Source organism: Halobellus limi, assembly GCF_004799685.1.
GTDB classification, from domain to species: domain Archaea; phylum Halobacteriota; class Halobacteria; order Halobacteriales; family Haloferacaceae; genus Haloquadratum; species Haloquadratum limi.
This window is the reverse complement of sequence record NZ_CP031311.1, coordinates 949,728-964,205: the sequence shown is the minus strand read 5'-3', so window position 1 is coordinate 964,205 and position 14,478 is coordinate 949,728. Positions and strand designations below refer to the sequence as shown.

The following is a 14,478-nucleotide window of genomic DNA, read 5'->3' as shown; positions in this document are numbered from 1 at the left end:
GAGCTGTCGGTCCGGGTCCGCCGGTCACACAGCCGCCCAGGGTCCGCCGGTCAAACAATCGGCAGTGAGCCGCCGGTCACCGGCGGGAACATCGCGAGTTCGTCGCCGTCGTCGATCTCGTCCGCCGGCGAGGCGGGCGTGCCGTTCCGCATCAGGTTCACGTCGTCGGCGATGGAGTCACCGTCGAGAATCCGGTCGTCGAGACCGTCACACTCCGCTAAGAGCGCGTCGATCGCGTCGTCGACCGTGCCGTCGCCGCCGACGGAGACGGTGTGTTCTCGTCCGCCCGCGACCTCGGCGAGATCGGCGAACAGCCGCCAGGTGATCTGCATACTCCCACTCGCGCCCCGGACGAGTTGAGCGTTACGCCGTCGGGTCGTCGCGGTCCCCGTCCGACCCGTCGACGCCGCCGTCCGCGGACGCGGCCGCCGCGAGTCCGGCCACCTCGCGGAGCCGCTCGGGGCGGGCGACCACGTACAGCTCGTCGCCGGCGGCGAGTTCCCTGCTCCGCGCGGGGATCGCCTCGATCGGGTTCCCCGGCGGCCGTATGGCGACCACCGTCGCGGCGACGTCGCCCAGCGTCGCGCCGTCGAGGGCGCTGCCCTCCTCGACGGCGACGGCGTCCATCGTCTCGTCGGCCGCGCGCAGCAGGGCCGTGAACTCGCGCTCCGCGCCGGGGTCGGTCGGAAGCGTGAGCAGTCGGTAGGACTCCCCGGGCGCGAGCGCCGCCGCGTCGGTCTCGTCGAGGATCACCGTGGCGACGTCGTCGGTCGAGGCGCGGAGTTCGCCGCTCGCGACGCGCCTGGCCGTTTTTTCGCTACTCTCTCCGTCCGCTCCCGTCCCGTCGACCCGCTGCCACAACTGTACGGCGTCGCCGGCGGACGCCCCCGCGCCCGGATCGGCACGGACGGCGACGGCGGCGAACCCGGGCGCGAGCGTCGTTCCGAGGCCGGCGACGCGACGACCGAGGCCGAGTTTCGTCACCGTCCCGTCGTCGGCGAGTTCGAGGTCGACGTAGCCGACGCCGTAGTCCTCCTTGATGCGCGCGGCGACCCGGTCCCGGAGAGCCTCCCCGCGGAGGTTCCGGGGCACGAGGAGCGTCTTGCCCGCCAGTTCCTCCTTCGTCGCCCCCGGGACGGGCTCGTACCCCTCGATATCGGCCACGTCGTCGGCCTCTTCCGGGAGTTCGACCGCGCGGATGCGTCCGACGTTGCTGACCAGTCGGCTCACCTCGGTGTCGAGTTCGCGCGCCCCGACGAGCGCGAACACGCTCGTCGCCAGTCGGTCACCGACCGCCCGGCCGGCGGGCGAGACGGCGATGGCGGCGGCGAGCGTCGCCGCGTTGACGAGCACGACCGTCGGATCGAACACGTCGGCGGGGTTCGACCCCACGGCGCGCTGGAAGAGGCCGACGGCGTTGAGATACACCGCCACCCCGGACGCGCCGACGAGCGTCGCCAGCCACGCCGGGATCTCCTCGCGGGTGTACCACCGGTAGAGAATCGCCCCGAGCGCGGCCAGCAGCGCAGCGAGGAGGGCGAGGCCGATCACGCGCGTCAGCGCGCCGATCAGCGTCGGATCGTCCGGGATGCCCGCGCCGACCTGGAGCGAGAGCCCGGTCACCGCGGCGGGACTCACGCCGCCACCTCCCCGAACGCGTCCAGGTCCGCCTTGCCACCGACGACGAGGAGGTCGTCGCCGGCGGCGACGGCGTGCGATCCGCGGGGCGCGATCGACCACGACCCGTCGTGTCTGATCGCGAGGACGATCACGCCGTGGATCTCCCGGACGCCGGCCTCCCCGATCGTGGTCCCCGCCAACTCGCTCCCCGCCCCGACCGTGAACCGCCGGAACCGCTTGCCGGTGCGGCGGAGCAGTCCGACCAACTCGAACTCCCGTCGGCTCCCCCGGGACTCGACGATCAGACGGACGTCGTCGGCCGCGAGGAGCGTCGTCGCCGGCTGTCGACCGGCCGCGAGCGTGACCCGCGCCGGGCCGCCCGTCGCCGTCGGGACCGTCGCCTCGCTCGTCGCGACCGGCGCGCCGGTCGTCTCGTCACCGCCGTCGGTTTCGGCGGCCGGCGGCTCCCCCGCCGATCCAGACGTCCCGGCGTCCGCCCCCGCGTCCTCGACGACGCCCAGAAGCCGCGCGTCGAACCGCTCGCCGTCGGCGAGGACCGTCACCTCGTCGCCCCGCGCGGCCCCCGTCGGGACCAACGCGTCCACCGACACCGCCCGCTCGCCCGGTTTGAGGTGTTTCGAGAGGCCGCTCGTCGGCGGCGCCGCGGAAACCGTGGCCCGGGCGCGCTCGTCGAGCGTCACCGACACCTCGACGAGGTCGTACTCCGTTCGGAGCGCGGCCGCGACGCGCGATTCCAGTTCGACGAGCGGGAGATCCGCCGGAAACGTCCACGTCTCCGCGCGGATCGCCTCCCGCAGCGCCGCCGGGAGCGGCGGGTACCCCTCTATGTCGCCGATCTCGCCGACGACGGTGATCCGGGCCTGGCCGCGGCCGCCGACCAGTTCGACGACGTCCGCCGAGAGGGTCCGCTTCGTGAGTTCGCGGAGCGTCATCCGACGCGGGAGCGACGCGCCCATCTTGTCGCCCTGGCCGTGCGCGTACAGCGTCCCCATCAGGACGACAAGCAGCGCGACCGTGAGCCGGAGTTGGTTCGCAGACCCCGTGAGCGAGGGGTCCGCGAGCGCTAAGAGTCCGCCGTTGAGGCCGGCGATCATCACGCCGAGGCCGACGACGCCCAGGCCGGGGATCGTGATCCCGGTGAAGTACTTGAACCCGAAGCCGAGGAGCCACGCGATGAACGACGGGACGAGCCCAGTGAGCACGCCGAGGTAGAGGCCGTAGAGGATTTCGACGGGGAGCGATGCCATCGACGGCTTCTCTCGGGGAGGCGATTTACACTTGTCGCTCGGCCCCGGAACCGGGTCGCGAAAACCGGGTCGCCCCGGCGACGAGGCCTCCCGTCGCGTTTCCCGCAGTCGGAGGCGAAACCACTCGGTCGCGTCCAAATCTCTCGGTCACACCGGAGCCCCGGTCGCGTCTAAACCTCCCGTTCACACCGGAACCGCCCAGTCACAGCCGAGAGTGTCCGAGAGCCCAGCGAAACGGTCAGGGATACGGTTCGTCGAGCGCGCGGGCCCGTTCGAGGTCGGACCGAACCGCACCCCAGTCCACGGGCGGTTCGACCCCGTCGAGGGAACGCGCGAACGCGTCGATCCGGTCGCCGTGGGCCTCCGCCCACGCCGGGGTCCCGGCTTCGTCGAGCGTGTCCCGCACCGATTCGGCCCGCGATTCGAGCGCGTCGAGGCGCCCTTCGAGTTCCTCGGCCCACTTTCCGTCCGCGACGCCGTCGCGTTCGGCCATCTCGCGGAGGTCGGCCAGTTCGGCCCGCAGGTCCGCGATCAGTACCGGGACCAGTGCCGCCTGCAACGACGCGTCGAGCCACGACTCGGCGTCGTCGCGGTCGCCCCGAGCGGCTTCGAGCGAGTCGGCGACGGCGTCGACGTCCTCCGCGAACGCGCGGCGTCTGCGCTCGTGGGAGCCGAGCCACCGCCCGAACTCTTCGAGATCCAGTTGCAGGTCGTCGGCCCGCCGCTGTGGCTCCCGAATCTCGATCGCGATCCGCCGGAGTTCGACGACCGACTCGTAGACTGCGTCGGGGCGGTCCGCCGGGGTCGACGTTTCCCGGAGTTCCGCCCCGAGCCGTTCCACCCGCGTCGTGACCGCGTCGAGCGTCGCTCGATACCCTTCTAAGCGCGACGCGACGACGTCGAGTTCCCTGACTCCGGCGGCGGCCCTCGACGCGTCGTCGAGCGCCGACCGGGCGAGTTCGACGCGGGTCTCCGCGGTCGCCAGACGCTTCGCGACGTCCGAGACGGTCGCGTCGATGCCGTCGCGCGTCACTCGGCCGTCCTCCGTGACGTGATCGAGGAGTGACCGGACCTCATCGGGGTCGCGCGTCGGGTCCGCAGCGACGACCGCTTCCACCGCCTCCTCGGTCGGCAGTCCGACGACCGTCCGGTCGCCCTCCACTCGGTTCGGACTCATCGTTCGCCCGCTGTCGCCGGGACGGTTTGCGTCCTGCTATTAGGTGTCTATAGGGCTATAGAGCACTCGCGTCGGCTCTCTTCGGCTCCTTTCGGAGACGAGGATTCCGGAGCGGATGGGACCACCGTAGACGCCTATTATAAACCGCTTTTATCCGATCCCGGATGGATACAGGTGATGACGCGCGAATCAGAGCGCCTCGGAGACCGCGTATCACGTCGGGAATTCCTCGTCGCCTCGGGTGCCGTCGGAACCGCCGGTCTTGCGGGCTGCGGTGCCTCGCAGGGCGGCTCGAACACGGAGTCGGCCTCCGGCGGGGACGGCGGCGGCGAGAGCACGCCGACGCAGTCGCAGTCCGACGCCTCGGGCGGGGGAGAGGGCGGCGTCGATACCTCGCTTCTCAACGCCGAGGGCTCCTCGACGGTCTACCCGATCTCGAACAAGGGCAGTTCCTACTGGAACTCCAACGCGCCGCCGAGCGACGGTGAGTACTGGGGCTCGAACTCGGAGAGCACCGTGCCCGGCTGGGAGGAACTCGGCGAGCCGGACATGATGATCGCCGACTACTTCGCGAGCCAGGCCGGGTTCGAGCCGACCGAGCAGCGCTCGGAGCCGCCGTTCCCGACGACCGTCGGCCTCTCGCACTCGGGAACCGGCTGTGAGGCGGTCGTCGACGGACTCGTCGACATCGGGAACTCCTCGGGGCCGATCACGGCCGAACTCGACTGGAGCGAGGAGCGCCGGGACGAGGAGGTCGTCGACCACGTCGTCGGCCGCGACGGGCAGCCCATCGTGGTCAGTTCCGACGTCGCCGACGCCGGGATCGACCAGCTCACCGGCGAGCAGGTCCGGGCCGTCTTCCAGGGCGAGGTCGACAACTGGAGCGAACTCGACGGGATCGACTACGACCAGGAACTGTTCGTGATCGGCCGCGCGGAGGGCTCCGGGACGGACACTTCCTTCCGGCTCAACATGCTCGGCGACGCCGACGCGTCGATGGACGTCGACACCCGGCAGGGGCAGAACCAGCAGGTCGCCCAGCTCGTCTCGCAGAACGACGGTGCCATCGCGTACATGGCGCTCGCCTTCACGAGCGATCAGGTCCAGCCGATCGCGATCGACTTCGAGGGGACCGTCTACGAGCCCGACCCCGACGCGGAGAACACCATCTTCGACAGCGAGTACCCGCTCAACCGCGACCTGCACATGTACACGAAGATCACTGAGGACACGCCGAGCGGGACGGACCAGCGCGAGGCCGCGTTCCTGAACATGTTCCTGACGGAGTTCGGACAGCGGGTGTTCGTCGAGGACGTCAACTACATCCCCCTCCCGACCGCGGACATCGAGGCCGAGCGCGAGAAGCTGAGCGACTGGATCGACTACTGATGATGATTACTCTCGGCTCTTCCCGCCGAGCGCCGTCAACGGGGGTTGCGCTCGGCGGTGAAAAAGTGAGAGTAACCATTACGAGCCCGAGGGCTCGGTAGCGGGGCCGCGGCCCCGACGCGGCACGCGGTCGGTCATATTCATACACTCAATGTCATCAACTCACAATCTCATCGAACGCGGACGGTCGAGGATCCGGGCGGTCGCGAGGCGCCGGGGTCGACAAGCGCGCGACTTCGTCGACGAGACCGAACCCGAGGCGCTCGCGGTCGTGACGGTCGCCTCGGTCTCGCTCGTCGCCGCGCTCGCCGGCTTCCTGCTCGTCTCGGCGCTGACCGTCGTGCCGTTCGCGACGTTCCTCGTCGCCGTCGCGTACGGGTGGCTTCGCCACCAGGAGGTAACGGCTCGCGTCCTGACGCTGACGACGACCGTCTCGACGCTCCTGATCCTGGGACTCATCATCGTGTTCATCTTCCTGGAGTCGATCCCGGTCGTCCGATACGAGAGCGCGACCGTCTTCGGCGTGACCGTGCCGGGGCTTCGGATGTTTCTCGAGACGCGCTGGGACGCCGTCAGCGACCCCGTCCGGTTCTCGATGGTCCCGATGATCCACGGGACGGTGATGGTGACCGTCATCGCGACGGCGGTGGCCGCACCGCTCGGGGTCTCGGCGGCGCTGTTCCTCTCGGAGATCGCCCCGCCACCCGTTCGGGAGGTCGTCAAGCCCGGCGTCGAGATCCTCGCGGGCATCCCCTCTATCGTCTACGGGTTCATCGGGTTCACCATCCTGAGCCCGTGGGCGTCCACCCAGTTCCGGCTCACCGGTCAGGGGACGTACCTCTTCGTCGGCGTCGTCGTCGGGCTGATGGCGCTCCCGACGGTCGTCTCCGTCGCGGAGGACGCGCTCTCGAGCGTGCCCGAGTCGATCAAGAGCGGGTCGCTCGCGGTCGGGACGACCGACTGGCAGACGATGACGTCGATCACGCTCCCGGCGGCGTTCTCGGGCGTCTCCGCCGCGGTGCTGCTCGGCGTGGGTCGCGCCATCGGCGAGACGATGGCCGCGACGGTGATGCTGAAGGGGGTTCCGCGGCTCACCGATCCGCTCTATAACGCGTTCTACGGGCAGGAGACCCTCACGTCGATCATCGCCCGCAACTACGGCGACGCGGACGGGCTCCAGATGGACGCGCTGTTCGTCGCCGGCGTGATCCTCTTTATCACCGTCCTGTTCATCTCGATCGGCTCGCAGTACATCGAGTGGCGGATGAAGCGGCAGTTCGGAGGTGACGTCTGATGGCCGGTGCGACGCGATCGACGCTCGTCAACCGGGAGACCTCCGGGACCGACCTCGCGGCCGCGGCGGCGATCGGGCTCTCGACGGTCCTCTTCGTCCTGGCGATCGCCTCCCTGGCGGAACAGGTGTCGGTCACCGGCTCGATCGCCGGCGTACCGACGGTGACGCTGCTCGGCGGACTCCTCGTCCTCCTCGGCGGAGCGGTCTCCTCCTTCGGCCTGAGTTCGCGGCTCGGGTACGTCGGGACGACCGCGGACGACAGCGCGGGGCTGATAGCTGCCGTCGCCGCCGGCGTCCCCTGGTTCCTCGTCGGCGGCGGCTTCGCCTCGGAGACGCTCGGGCTCGGCGTCTCCGGCGGCCTCGTCGTCGGTCTCCTGCTGGGCGGTGTCGCCTTCGCGGCGACGGCGTTCCCGCGCGAGGACGTCGGTTCGACCGTCCCGATCGGCGCGCTGTCGGTCGTCACCGGCCTCGCGTTCCTGACGAGCGTCCTCGGCCCCGGGTGGGTGTGGGACCTCGGCTGGGAGCAGCCCGCGTCGCTGACCGCCGAGTTCGTGGTTCCGGTCGTGACGCTCCTGAACGCGATGTACGCCGGCTGGGCCGCGGCGAAGGCGTACGGCGGCTTCGGCGCTCGCGGCCGGCACGTGGGGGCGTACGTCCTCGTCTACCTGAACGCGCTCTCGATCGTGGCCTTCCTGTTCGTCCTCGTCGCGTTCACCGTCGTGCGGGGGATCCCGGGACTCCTCACCGGCGCCGAGTTCGGCCCGGGCGTCGGCCCGGCGACGACGATCGGACTGGACGGACTCGGCTTCACGTTCTCGTGGCCGTTCTCCGTGCCGTTCGTGATGAACGGCGTCGCGTTGCTGAACGACTTCCAGGGCGTCCTGCCCGCGATCGTCGGGACGGTCTGGCTGGTCGTCGGCGCGGTCCTGTTCGCGGTGCCGCTGGGCGTCGGCGCGGCGATCTTCCTGACCGAGTACGCCGAACGGGGGCCGTTCACGCAGGCCGTCGAGGTCGCGACCAACGGCCTCTGGAGCACCCCGAGCATCGTCTTCGGCCTCTTCGGCTTCGCCTTCCTCATCCCCCGGTTCGGCAACAGCAAGTCGCTGCTCGCTGGGATGCTGACGCTCGGCTTCATGCTCTTGCCCCTGGTCCTCATCACGAGCCGCGAGGCGATGATCTCGGTCCCCGACGAGTACCGCGACGCCAGCGCGGCCCTCGGCGTCTCGAAGTGGCAGACCATCCGGAGTGTCGTGCTGCCGGCGGCGCTGCCCGGCGTCGTGACCGGAGTGATCCTCGGCGTCGGACGGATCGCGGGCGAGACGGCGCCCATCCTGCTGACGATGGCCGGCGGGACCTTCGTTCCCGGGAGCCAGACGGCCGACGTGATCGGCGGCTTCGAGTTCGTCGCCTCGCCGCCGTTCGTGACGAATCCCGAACTGCTCCAGGCGACGTCGGCCCTCCCCTACCAGCTGTTCGCGCTCATCACCGCGGGGGTCGGACTCGGCGACAACGTCGCGAACCCCGAGGAGTTCCGGTGGGCGACGGCGCTGGTGCTCCTCGCCGTGGTGCTCTCGTTCTACGCGGTGGGGATCGCGACGCGGTACTACTTCCGGAGGAAACTGAGCTATGAGTGAAATCGAACCAACAGAGCAGACCCAGGCGGAGAGCGACGCGGGAACGGCCCGGCCGCTCCAGACGACGAGCGGCGAATCGGACGAACGGCTACACGAGGAGTGGACCGACTACCGCTTCGACGGCGAGACGAAGCTGGCGGTCGAGGGCCTCGACGTCCACTACGGCGACGATCACGCCCTGAAGGACGTCTCGATGGAGATCCCCGAACAGAGCGTGACGGCTCTCATCGGTCCGTCCGGATGCGGGAAGTCGACGTACCTCCGGTGTCTCAACCGGATGAACGACCGGATCAAGTCGGCCCGCGTCGACGGATCGGTCCGGCTCGACGGCGAGGAGATCTACCAGGACGGCGTCGATCTGGTCGAACTCCGCAAGCGCGTCGGGATGGTGTTTCAGTCCCCGAACCCGTTCCCGAAGTCGATCCGGGACAACATCTCCTACGGTCCGCGGAAACACGGCGACGTCGACACGAGCCTCCTCGCACGGCTGTTCGGCCGGAGCGACGAGGACGCCGAGGAACGGCTGGTCAAGCGATCTCTCAAACAGGCGGCGCTGTGGGAGGAGGTCAACGACCGACTCGACGACAACGCCCTCGGCCTCTCGGGCGGCCAGCAGCAGCGGCTCTGCATCGCTCGGGCGCTGGCGACGGATCCCGAGGTCCTGCTGATGGACGAGCCCGCATCCGCCCTGGATCCGATCGCCACCTCGAAGATCGAGGAGCTCATCCACGAGCTCTCCAGGGAGTACACGGTCGTCATCGTCACGCACAACATGCAACAGGCCGAGCGCATCTCCGATCAGACGGCGGTCTTTCTGACCGGCGGGAAGCTGGTCGAGTACGGAGACACGGACCAGATCTTCGACGACCCGCGGAGCCAGCGGGTCGAAGACTACATCAACGGGAAGTTCGGCTGATCCGGGGTACGAGCGGTAGCGTGCAGTGAGCGCCGGGCGGCGTCGCAGCGACGCCCGGGCGGGTCGGATCCGGACGCGACGTTCGTGCGCCGCGACAGCATCCCGGCTCGGATCCGACGCGGGAGTCACACGAACCACCCGCCGAAGACAGCGGAGTCAAGAGATGGAGACACACAAAGTACAGCGGGTCAGCGAGGGGACGTTCACTGTTTCGCTCCGCGCGATCAGGCCCGGGAGAACGGGCTCTCTGTGGCCGATACCGTGCACGTCCACCCCTCTCCCGGCGTCACGCTCTCTCAGCGTCGCAATCGCGTTCTGTCCCGTAAGGCGTCCGTCGACACGTCCTCGCCGCAGTCCTCGGAAGACCCGTCTCGGGACGTGGTAGGGGAATCGGACAGATCCGACCGGAGCGCTATATATCCGTCAGTCCGGCTATCCGACGCACGGAGAGGTACGTCACGCTCTTAGCAGCGGCTTTGTACCCGACGGCGGATCACGTAACCGAGCGATGAGCAGTACACCCCGCGCTCCCGACGATGGCGACGCTCGCCGGTCGAAGCGGTCGGCGACACGGTCGATAGATCCTCCGGCGGCCGCGACCTCGGAGTCCGACTCTCGTCGAACGGTCCCGGAACTTCGGCTCTCGATCGCCGAACGCGACGACGGCGCGGACCGCGGCACCGTCCACCCGGCGGGGCTGACCGGCATCGAGCGAATGGAGACGTGGCTCTCGGTGGACCTCTCGGCGGTCGTCGACCTCGCGGCCTGGCGATGAGACGGGTCCCGTCGCGCGACGATCGCCCCGCCGGCTGACGGAGCGACCCGGCAGGCACACCCCCGAGTGCGAGATTCTTAAGTCGATGACGCGGGAGGAAGGGGTATGGCGCTCTCGCGGGACTGGATCGGCGCACGCGCCTCCGTCGTCCTGACGCTCCTGGTCGGCGTGCTGTCGGTCGTGACCGGCATCGCCAACATCGGCGTCGGAACCGGCGCGGACTTCACACTGTTCGGCGTCGTCATCCCCGGCGTCATCCGGCAGGTGACGGCATTCACCGGCACGCTCACCGGGTTCGTCCTGCTCCTGAGCGCGTTCGGCCTCCAGCGACGCCTCCGGGCGGCCTGGTACGCGACGCTCTTCCTGTTCCCGATCACGGCCGTACAGGGGGTCCTCCAGTCCTCGCAGCTGTCGCTCCCGCTCATCGCGCTCTCGGTGCTGGCGCTCGCCATCGTCGGACTGAACGTCCGCGCCTTTGATCGGGAGCTGTCGCTGACCACGAGTCAGATCGCCTCGCTGGCGGCGCTGGGGGGAGCACAGGCGTACGGGACCGCCGGGGCGTTCGCGCTGCGCGAGGATTTCGACGGGATAAGCACGCTCCTAGACGCGTTCTACTTCACGCTCGTGACCGGCAGCACCGTCGGCTACGGCGACATCACCCCGAACTCCGCGGTCGGCGAACTGTTCGCGCTCTCGGTGCTTCTCGTGACCGTCTCCTCGTTCGCCGTCGTGCTCGGGGTCGTGTTCACGCCGCTCATCGAGGCGCGGTTTTCGAAGGCACTCGGACGCATGACAGAAGAACAACTCGACGTACTCGACAACCACGTCCTCGTGCTCGGATTCGGGGACCTGACGGAACCGATTCTCGAAGAACTCTCGACGCAGGCGGACGTGCTCGTCGTCGTCGACGACGAGGAGCGCGCCAGGCGGCTCTCCGAGCGCGGGTACACGGTCCTCACCGACGACCCGAGCGACGAGGAGGCTCAGCACCGCGGCAGGATCGAGGCCGCACAGGCCGTCGTCGCCGCCACCAACAACGACGCGGAGGACGCGCTGACGATCCTCACGGCCCGGCAGCTGAACCCCGGGGTCACCATCGTCGCCGCCGCGACCCAGCGGGAGAACATCAACAAGCTGAAACGAGCCGGGGCGGACACGGTCATCAGCCCCGCGACGCTGGGCGCGCACTTCCTCGCGGAGTCCGCGCTGGGTCGGCAGGGCGCGGAGACGCTCGAGACGCACCTCCTCGGCGACGACGGCGGCGGCGACATCGAAGCCGCGGCCGAGGCCGTCGGGGAGGCAGGCGACGACGGGGAGGACGCCGACCACGGGGGAAGAGCCGACGCCGGGACGGAAACCGACCACGGGGGAGGAGCCGGCGGCGGTGACGACGGCGATCCGTCCGAACGGCGGGAATAGCGACCGCGCTGCGGGCCGCTCGGAAACCGTGGACCGTCACGGCGCCCCGCGGTCGAACACGGCGACGTCGCAGTCGAGGCCCTCCAACCGCTGGAACATCGGCGGCGAGACGAACCGGGAGGCGGGCGAGCGCTCGCCGCTGGACCCCAGTACGAGCAGGTCGTAGTGTCCGGCGTTCGCGGCGATGAAGTCGTCGACCGACGAGCGGGCGACCCGCGTCTCGACGTTGCCCTCGACCGTCTCGACGAGGTGGTCCAGCCGGTTCTCGGCCCGTCGGCGTTCGACGTCGCTGCCGACGCAGGTCGTCACGCTCACCATCCCGCGGCCGTAGGTGAGCCGGGTCGCAAAGTCGATCATCGCGTGGGCCGTGTCGCCGGGGCGCGCCACGAGGACCAGCACGCGGGACCAGCGACGCCGGTCCGACGACGACCGGAAGGCGACCGCGTCGAGTTCGCTGCGGAAGATCCCGCGAACGAACGTCGAGAGCGCGCCGCGGTCGGCCTCGTAGGGCGTCACGATCAGGTCGCAGTTCGCGTTCCGCGCCGCCTGCAGCGTCGCTTGGACGGGGTCGCCGGCGACGACGACGACCTCGCAGGGGACGCCGACCCGGGTCCGGATCGTCCCGGCGAGCCCCTCGAGTCGGTCGACCCGCTCGGCGGTCGCCGGAGAGAGCGTCTCGTCGTCGGTACCGCCCGCGGCACTCGCCGTGTCATCGACCTCGACACCGCCAGCGGCACTCGTCTCGTCGTCGCGTCCGGCGTCGCCCGCGGCTTCGGCGGTGTCGGCAGCGTCGGCCTGCCCGCTCTCTCGACCCGTCGCGTCGTCGACGACGTCACAGAGGACGACCTTCCCCGCCTCGTGGGCGGCCGCCAGTCGCGCCCCGAACAGGGCGGTCCGGTCGTCGGTGTCCCCCCGCATCGGGACCAGCACGTGGTCGTCGCCGCGAACGGTCTCGTAGAGGTACTTCGCGCGTCGCTCGTAGAACTGCTCGCGCCAGACGACGAACGCGCCCGCGACGAGCGAGGACGCCAGGACGATGCTGACGAGATAGGTGGCCGGGTCGACGTCGCCGGTCACGAGCGCTAAGAGCGCCGTCGCGAAGGCCGAGGGCGCCTCGACGTCGGCCGCCCAGGTGACCAGCCCGGTGAGGAAGATGGCGAGCGCGGCGCTCTCGGGGTGGACGACGCCGGGCGCGACGCTCCCGTACGCCCAGACGGTCGCGGTGTAGGCGACGAGCCCGCACAGCGCCCCGACGCTGAGGCTCGCGACGAACCGGACCGGGTTCGCGTACTCGCCCTCGGGGTCCCGAAAGAGCGTGAAGGTCCCCGAGGCCAGCGGCGGGAAGAGCAGGAACGACAGCGTCTGCACCTGGTTCGAGACGTAGGTGACGAAGCCGATCACGACGGGGACGAAGAGGACGATCGAGAGGTGCAGCAGGTTGCTCGTGTCCTGGATCCAGCGGCGGAACTCCCCGAGCTCCCGCCGCTCGATCCGCCGGATGCGACTCCGCGCCGCGACGAGACGGTCCAGCGCCGCGTCGAGGAGCCCCCGCCCGCGCATCCTACGCCAGGTCGACGACGGCGTCGAGCGTGAGCGCGATGGCGCGCTCGACGTTGTCCTTGGCCTTCTCAGGGAGTTCGGAGTCGGAGTCCGCGCCCTTCTGCGTCCCCTCGACGAGGTTGCCGTCGACGGTGCAGATCGCGCCCGCCGCGAGGCCCTTCCGCCGCGCGAGCGAGAACACCGCGGCGGCCTCCATCTCGATAGCGAGGAGATTCGCCGCCTCCCACTCCTCGACGTACGCGTCGTTCTCGTTGTAGAACGCGTCGTCGGAGACGATCGGCCCGACGTGGACGTCCTCGCCTCGCGCCTCCGCCGAGTCGACGAGTGCGGTGAGCACCTCGTAGTCGGGAACGGCCGGGATCACGGCGTCCTCGTAGCGCTTGGAGGTCCCTTCCTCCTTCGCCGCGCCGGTCGCGACGACCATGTCGCCGATCTCGATGCCGCGCTGGAGCGCGCCCGTCGTCCCGACGCGGATCACGGTCTCGACGCCGACGCGGGAGAGTTCCTCGACGGCGATGGCGGCGGAGGGACAGCCGATGCCGGTCGAACAGATCGTCAGCGGAACGCCCTCGTAGGTCGCGTTCACGACCTTGTACTCGCGGTTCTCCGCGACGGTCTCGGCGTCCTCACACTGGGCGGCGATGCGGTCGACGCGCCCGGGGTCGCCCGGGATGAGCGCGGTGTCGTGGACGTCGCCCGACTCGACGAGCAGGTGCGGCTGTTTGGCCATACCGGCACCTCGCGCGAGGCGGTGAAAAACGACGCGGTCAGCGCCGACGTCGGAGGCCACCGGAGAAGGGTCGATCGCTACAGCACGCTCGTGAGGGCCGGAACGGCTACGCCGATCACGACCCCGAAGACGACCGCCGACCGGAGCCACTGCCCGCGGACCGCCGTCGCCCGCTCCTCGTAGATGCGCCGGCCCGCACGGGGCAGCACCACGTGGGCGAAGAACCCGTAGACGAACGCGGCGATCCCGGCGGCCGCGGCGACGTGGGGGACCGCCTCGACGCCGCCCACGACGGCACCGGCGGGGAGCACCGCGGCGAAGAGGAGAAAGGCGAGTCCGTACAGCCCGCCCGCGATGGCGCCCGTGGCGTGGTGGACGACGACCGCCTCGCGGAAAGGGACTTCTCCGGGCGACGTGCGCCTGAGGAGCGCGGCGGCGACGTACGCCGGCGTGAACCCGTCTTCCTGCTTCATCATCGGGAGGTCCATCACCGCCGCGCCGAGGAGTCCACAGGCGACACAGACGAGGACGAAGCGCCCGACTCCGACGCCGGTACCGCCACCGAACCCGACCTGGCCCGGAGCGACGGCGACGAGCACGGACAGCGGCGTCCCGGTGAGAGAGCCCCCGGAGACGGCGGACGCAGAGAACACGAGTACGTACCCGTCATCGGCGAGGGTCAAAAACGCTCCTGAT

The 14,478-nt window shown here is 70.1% G+C and carries 13 protein-coding genes; 6 read left to right on the top strand and 7 right to left on the bottom strand.

Going from position 1 to position 14,478, the window contains the following annotated elements:
• Nucleotides 1–50: 50 nt before the first annotated feature.
• The 4 genes from DV707_RS04900 to DV707_RS04885 all read right to left on the bottom strand — a co-directional run bounded on the left by DV707_RS04900 (nucleotide 51) and on the right by DV707_RS04885 (nucleotide 4,065).
• Complete coding sequence (locus DV707_RS04900; RefSeq protein ID WP_327328678.1) at nucleotides 51–332, bottom strand: ubiquitin-like small modifier protein 1; 282 nt, start codon at nucleotides 330–332, stop codon at nucleotides 51–53.
• A gap of 31 nt (nucleotides 333–363) precedes the next feature.
• Nucleotides 364–1,638: a TrkA C-terminal domain-containing protein gene (locus DV707_RS04895; RefSeq protein WP_103990337.1), complete on the bottom strand. Its 1,275-nt coding sequence runs from the start codon at nucleotides 1,636–1,638 to the stop codon at nucleotides 364–366.
• Complete coding sequence (locus DV707_RS04890; RefSeq protein WP_103990338.1) at nucleotides 1,635–2,888, bottom strand: potassium channel family protein; 1,254 nt, start codon at nucleotides 2,886–2,888, stop codon at nucleotides 1,635–1,637. Before DV707_RS04890 ends, DV707_RS04895 begins: the two co-directional genes overlap by 4 nt.
• Nucleotides 2,889–3,126: 238 nt before the next feature.
• The gene (locus tag DV707_RS04885) at nucleotides 3,127–4,065 is read right to left on the bottom strand and encodes a halo transducer protein (protein ID WP_136361794.1); all 939 of its coding nucleotides are present in this window, start codon (nucleotides 4,063–4,065) and stop codon (nucleotides 3,127–3,129) included.
• A gap of 177 nt (nucleotides 4,066–4,242) precedes the next feature.
• Between DV707_RS04885 and DV707_RS04880 the strand changes: the two genes are divergently transcribed.
• The 6 genes from DV707_RS04880 to DV707_RS04855 all read left to right on the top strand — a co-directional run bounded on the left by DV707_RS04880 (nucleotide 4,243) and on the right by DV707_RS04855 (nucleotide 11,492).
• Complete coding sequence (locus DV707_RS04880) at nucleotides 4,243–5,454, top strand: substrate-binding domain-containing protein (RefSeq protein WP_103990340.1); 1,212 nt, start codon at nucleotides 4,243–4,245, stop codon at nucleotides 5,452–5,454.
• A gap of 151 nt (nucleotides 5,455–5,605) precedes the next feature.
• Nucleotides 5,606–6,748, top strand: a complete 1,143-nt coding sequence (gene pstC, locus DV707_RS04875) for a phosphate ABC transporter permease subunit PstC (protein ID WP_103990341.1) — start codon at nucleotides 5,606–5,608, stop codon at nucleotides 6,746–6,748.
• Nucleotides 6,748–8,382, top strand: a complete 1,635-nt coding sequence (gene pstA / locus DV707_RS04870; protein WP_103990342.1) for a phosphate ABC transporter permease PstA — start codon at nucleotides 6,748–6,750, stop codon at nucleotides 8,380–8,382. The genes pstC and pstA overlap by 1 nt, the downstream gene beginning before the upstream one ends.
• Nucleotides 8,375–9,298 (top strand): phosphate ABC transporter ATP-binding protein PstB, encoded by a 924-nt coding sequence (gene pstB / locus DV707_RS04865; protein WP_103990343.1) that lies wholly within the window; start codon nucleotides 8,375–8,377, stop codon nucleotides 9,296–9,298. The genes pstA and pstB overlap by 8 nt, the downstream gene beginning before the upstream one ends.
• A 508-nt stretch (nucleotides 9,299–9,806) precedes the next feature.
• Nucleotides 9,807–10,073: a DUF7511 domain-containing protein gene (locus tag DV707_RS04860; protein ID WP_103990344.1), complete on the top strand. Its 267-nt coding sequence runs from the start codon at nucleotides 9,807–9,809 to the stop codon at nucleotides 10,071–10,073.
• A 105-nt stretch (nucleotides 10,074–10,178) separates the two neighbouring features.
• Nucleotides 10,179–11,492: an NAD-binding protein gene (locus tag DV707_RS04855; protein WP_103990345.1), complete on the top strand. Its 1,314-nt coding sequence runs from the start codon at nucleotides 10,179–10,181 to the stop codon at nucleotides 11,490–11,492.
• 36 nt (nucleotides 11,493–11,528) lie between these two features.
• Here the strand turns inward: DV707_RS04855 and DV707_RS04850 are convergent, their stop codons facing one another.
• From DV707_RS04850 to DV707_RS04840, 3 genes are all read right to left on the bottom strand, one after another.
• Nucleotides 11,529–13,052, bottom strand: a complete 1,524-nt coding sequence (locus DV707_RS04850; protein ID WP_103990346.1) for an HPP family protein — start codon at nucleotides 13,050–13,052, stop codon at nucleotides 11,529–11,531.
• A gap of 1 nt (nucleotide 13,053) precedes the next feature.
• Nucleotides 13,054–13,782, bottom strand: coding sequence for a nucleoside phosphorylase (locus DV707_RS04845; RefSeq protein WP_103991219.1), 729 nt, complete (start codon nucleotides 13,780–13,782; stop codon nucleotides 13,054–13,056).
• Nucleotides 13,783–13,859: 77 nt separating this feature from the next.
• On the bottom strand, nucleotides 13,860–14,387 hold the full coding sequence (locus DV707_RS04840) for a hypothetical protein (RefSeq protein WP_394337399.1): 528 nt from the start codon (nucleotides 14,385–14,387) through the stop codon (nucleotides 13,860–13,862).
• Nucleotides 14,388–14,478 lie beyond the last annotated feature (91 nt).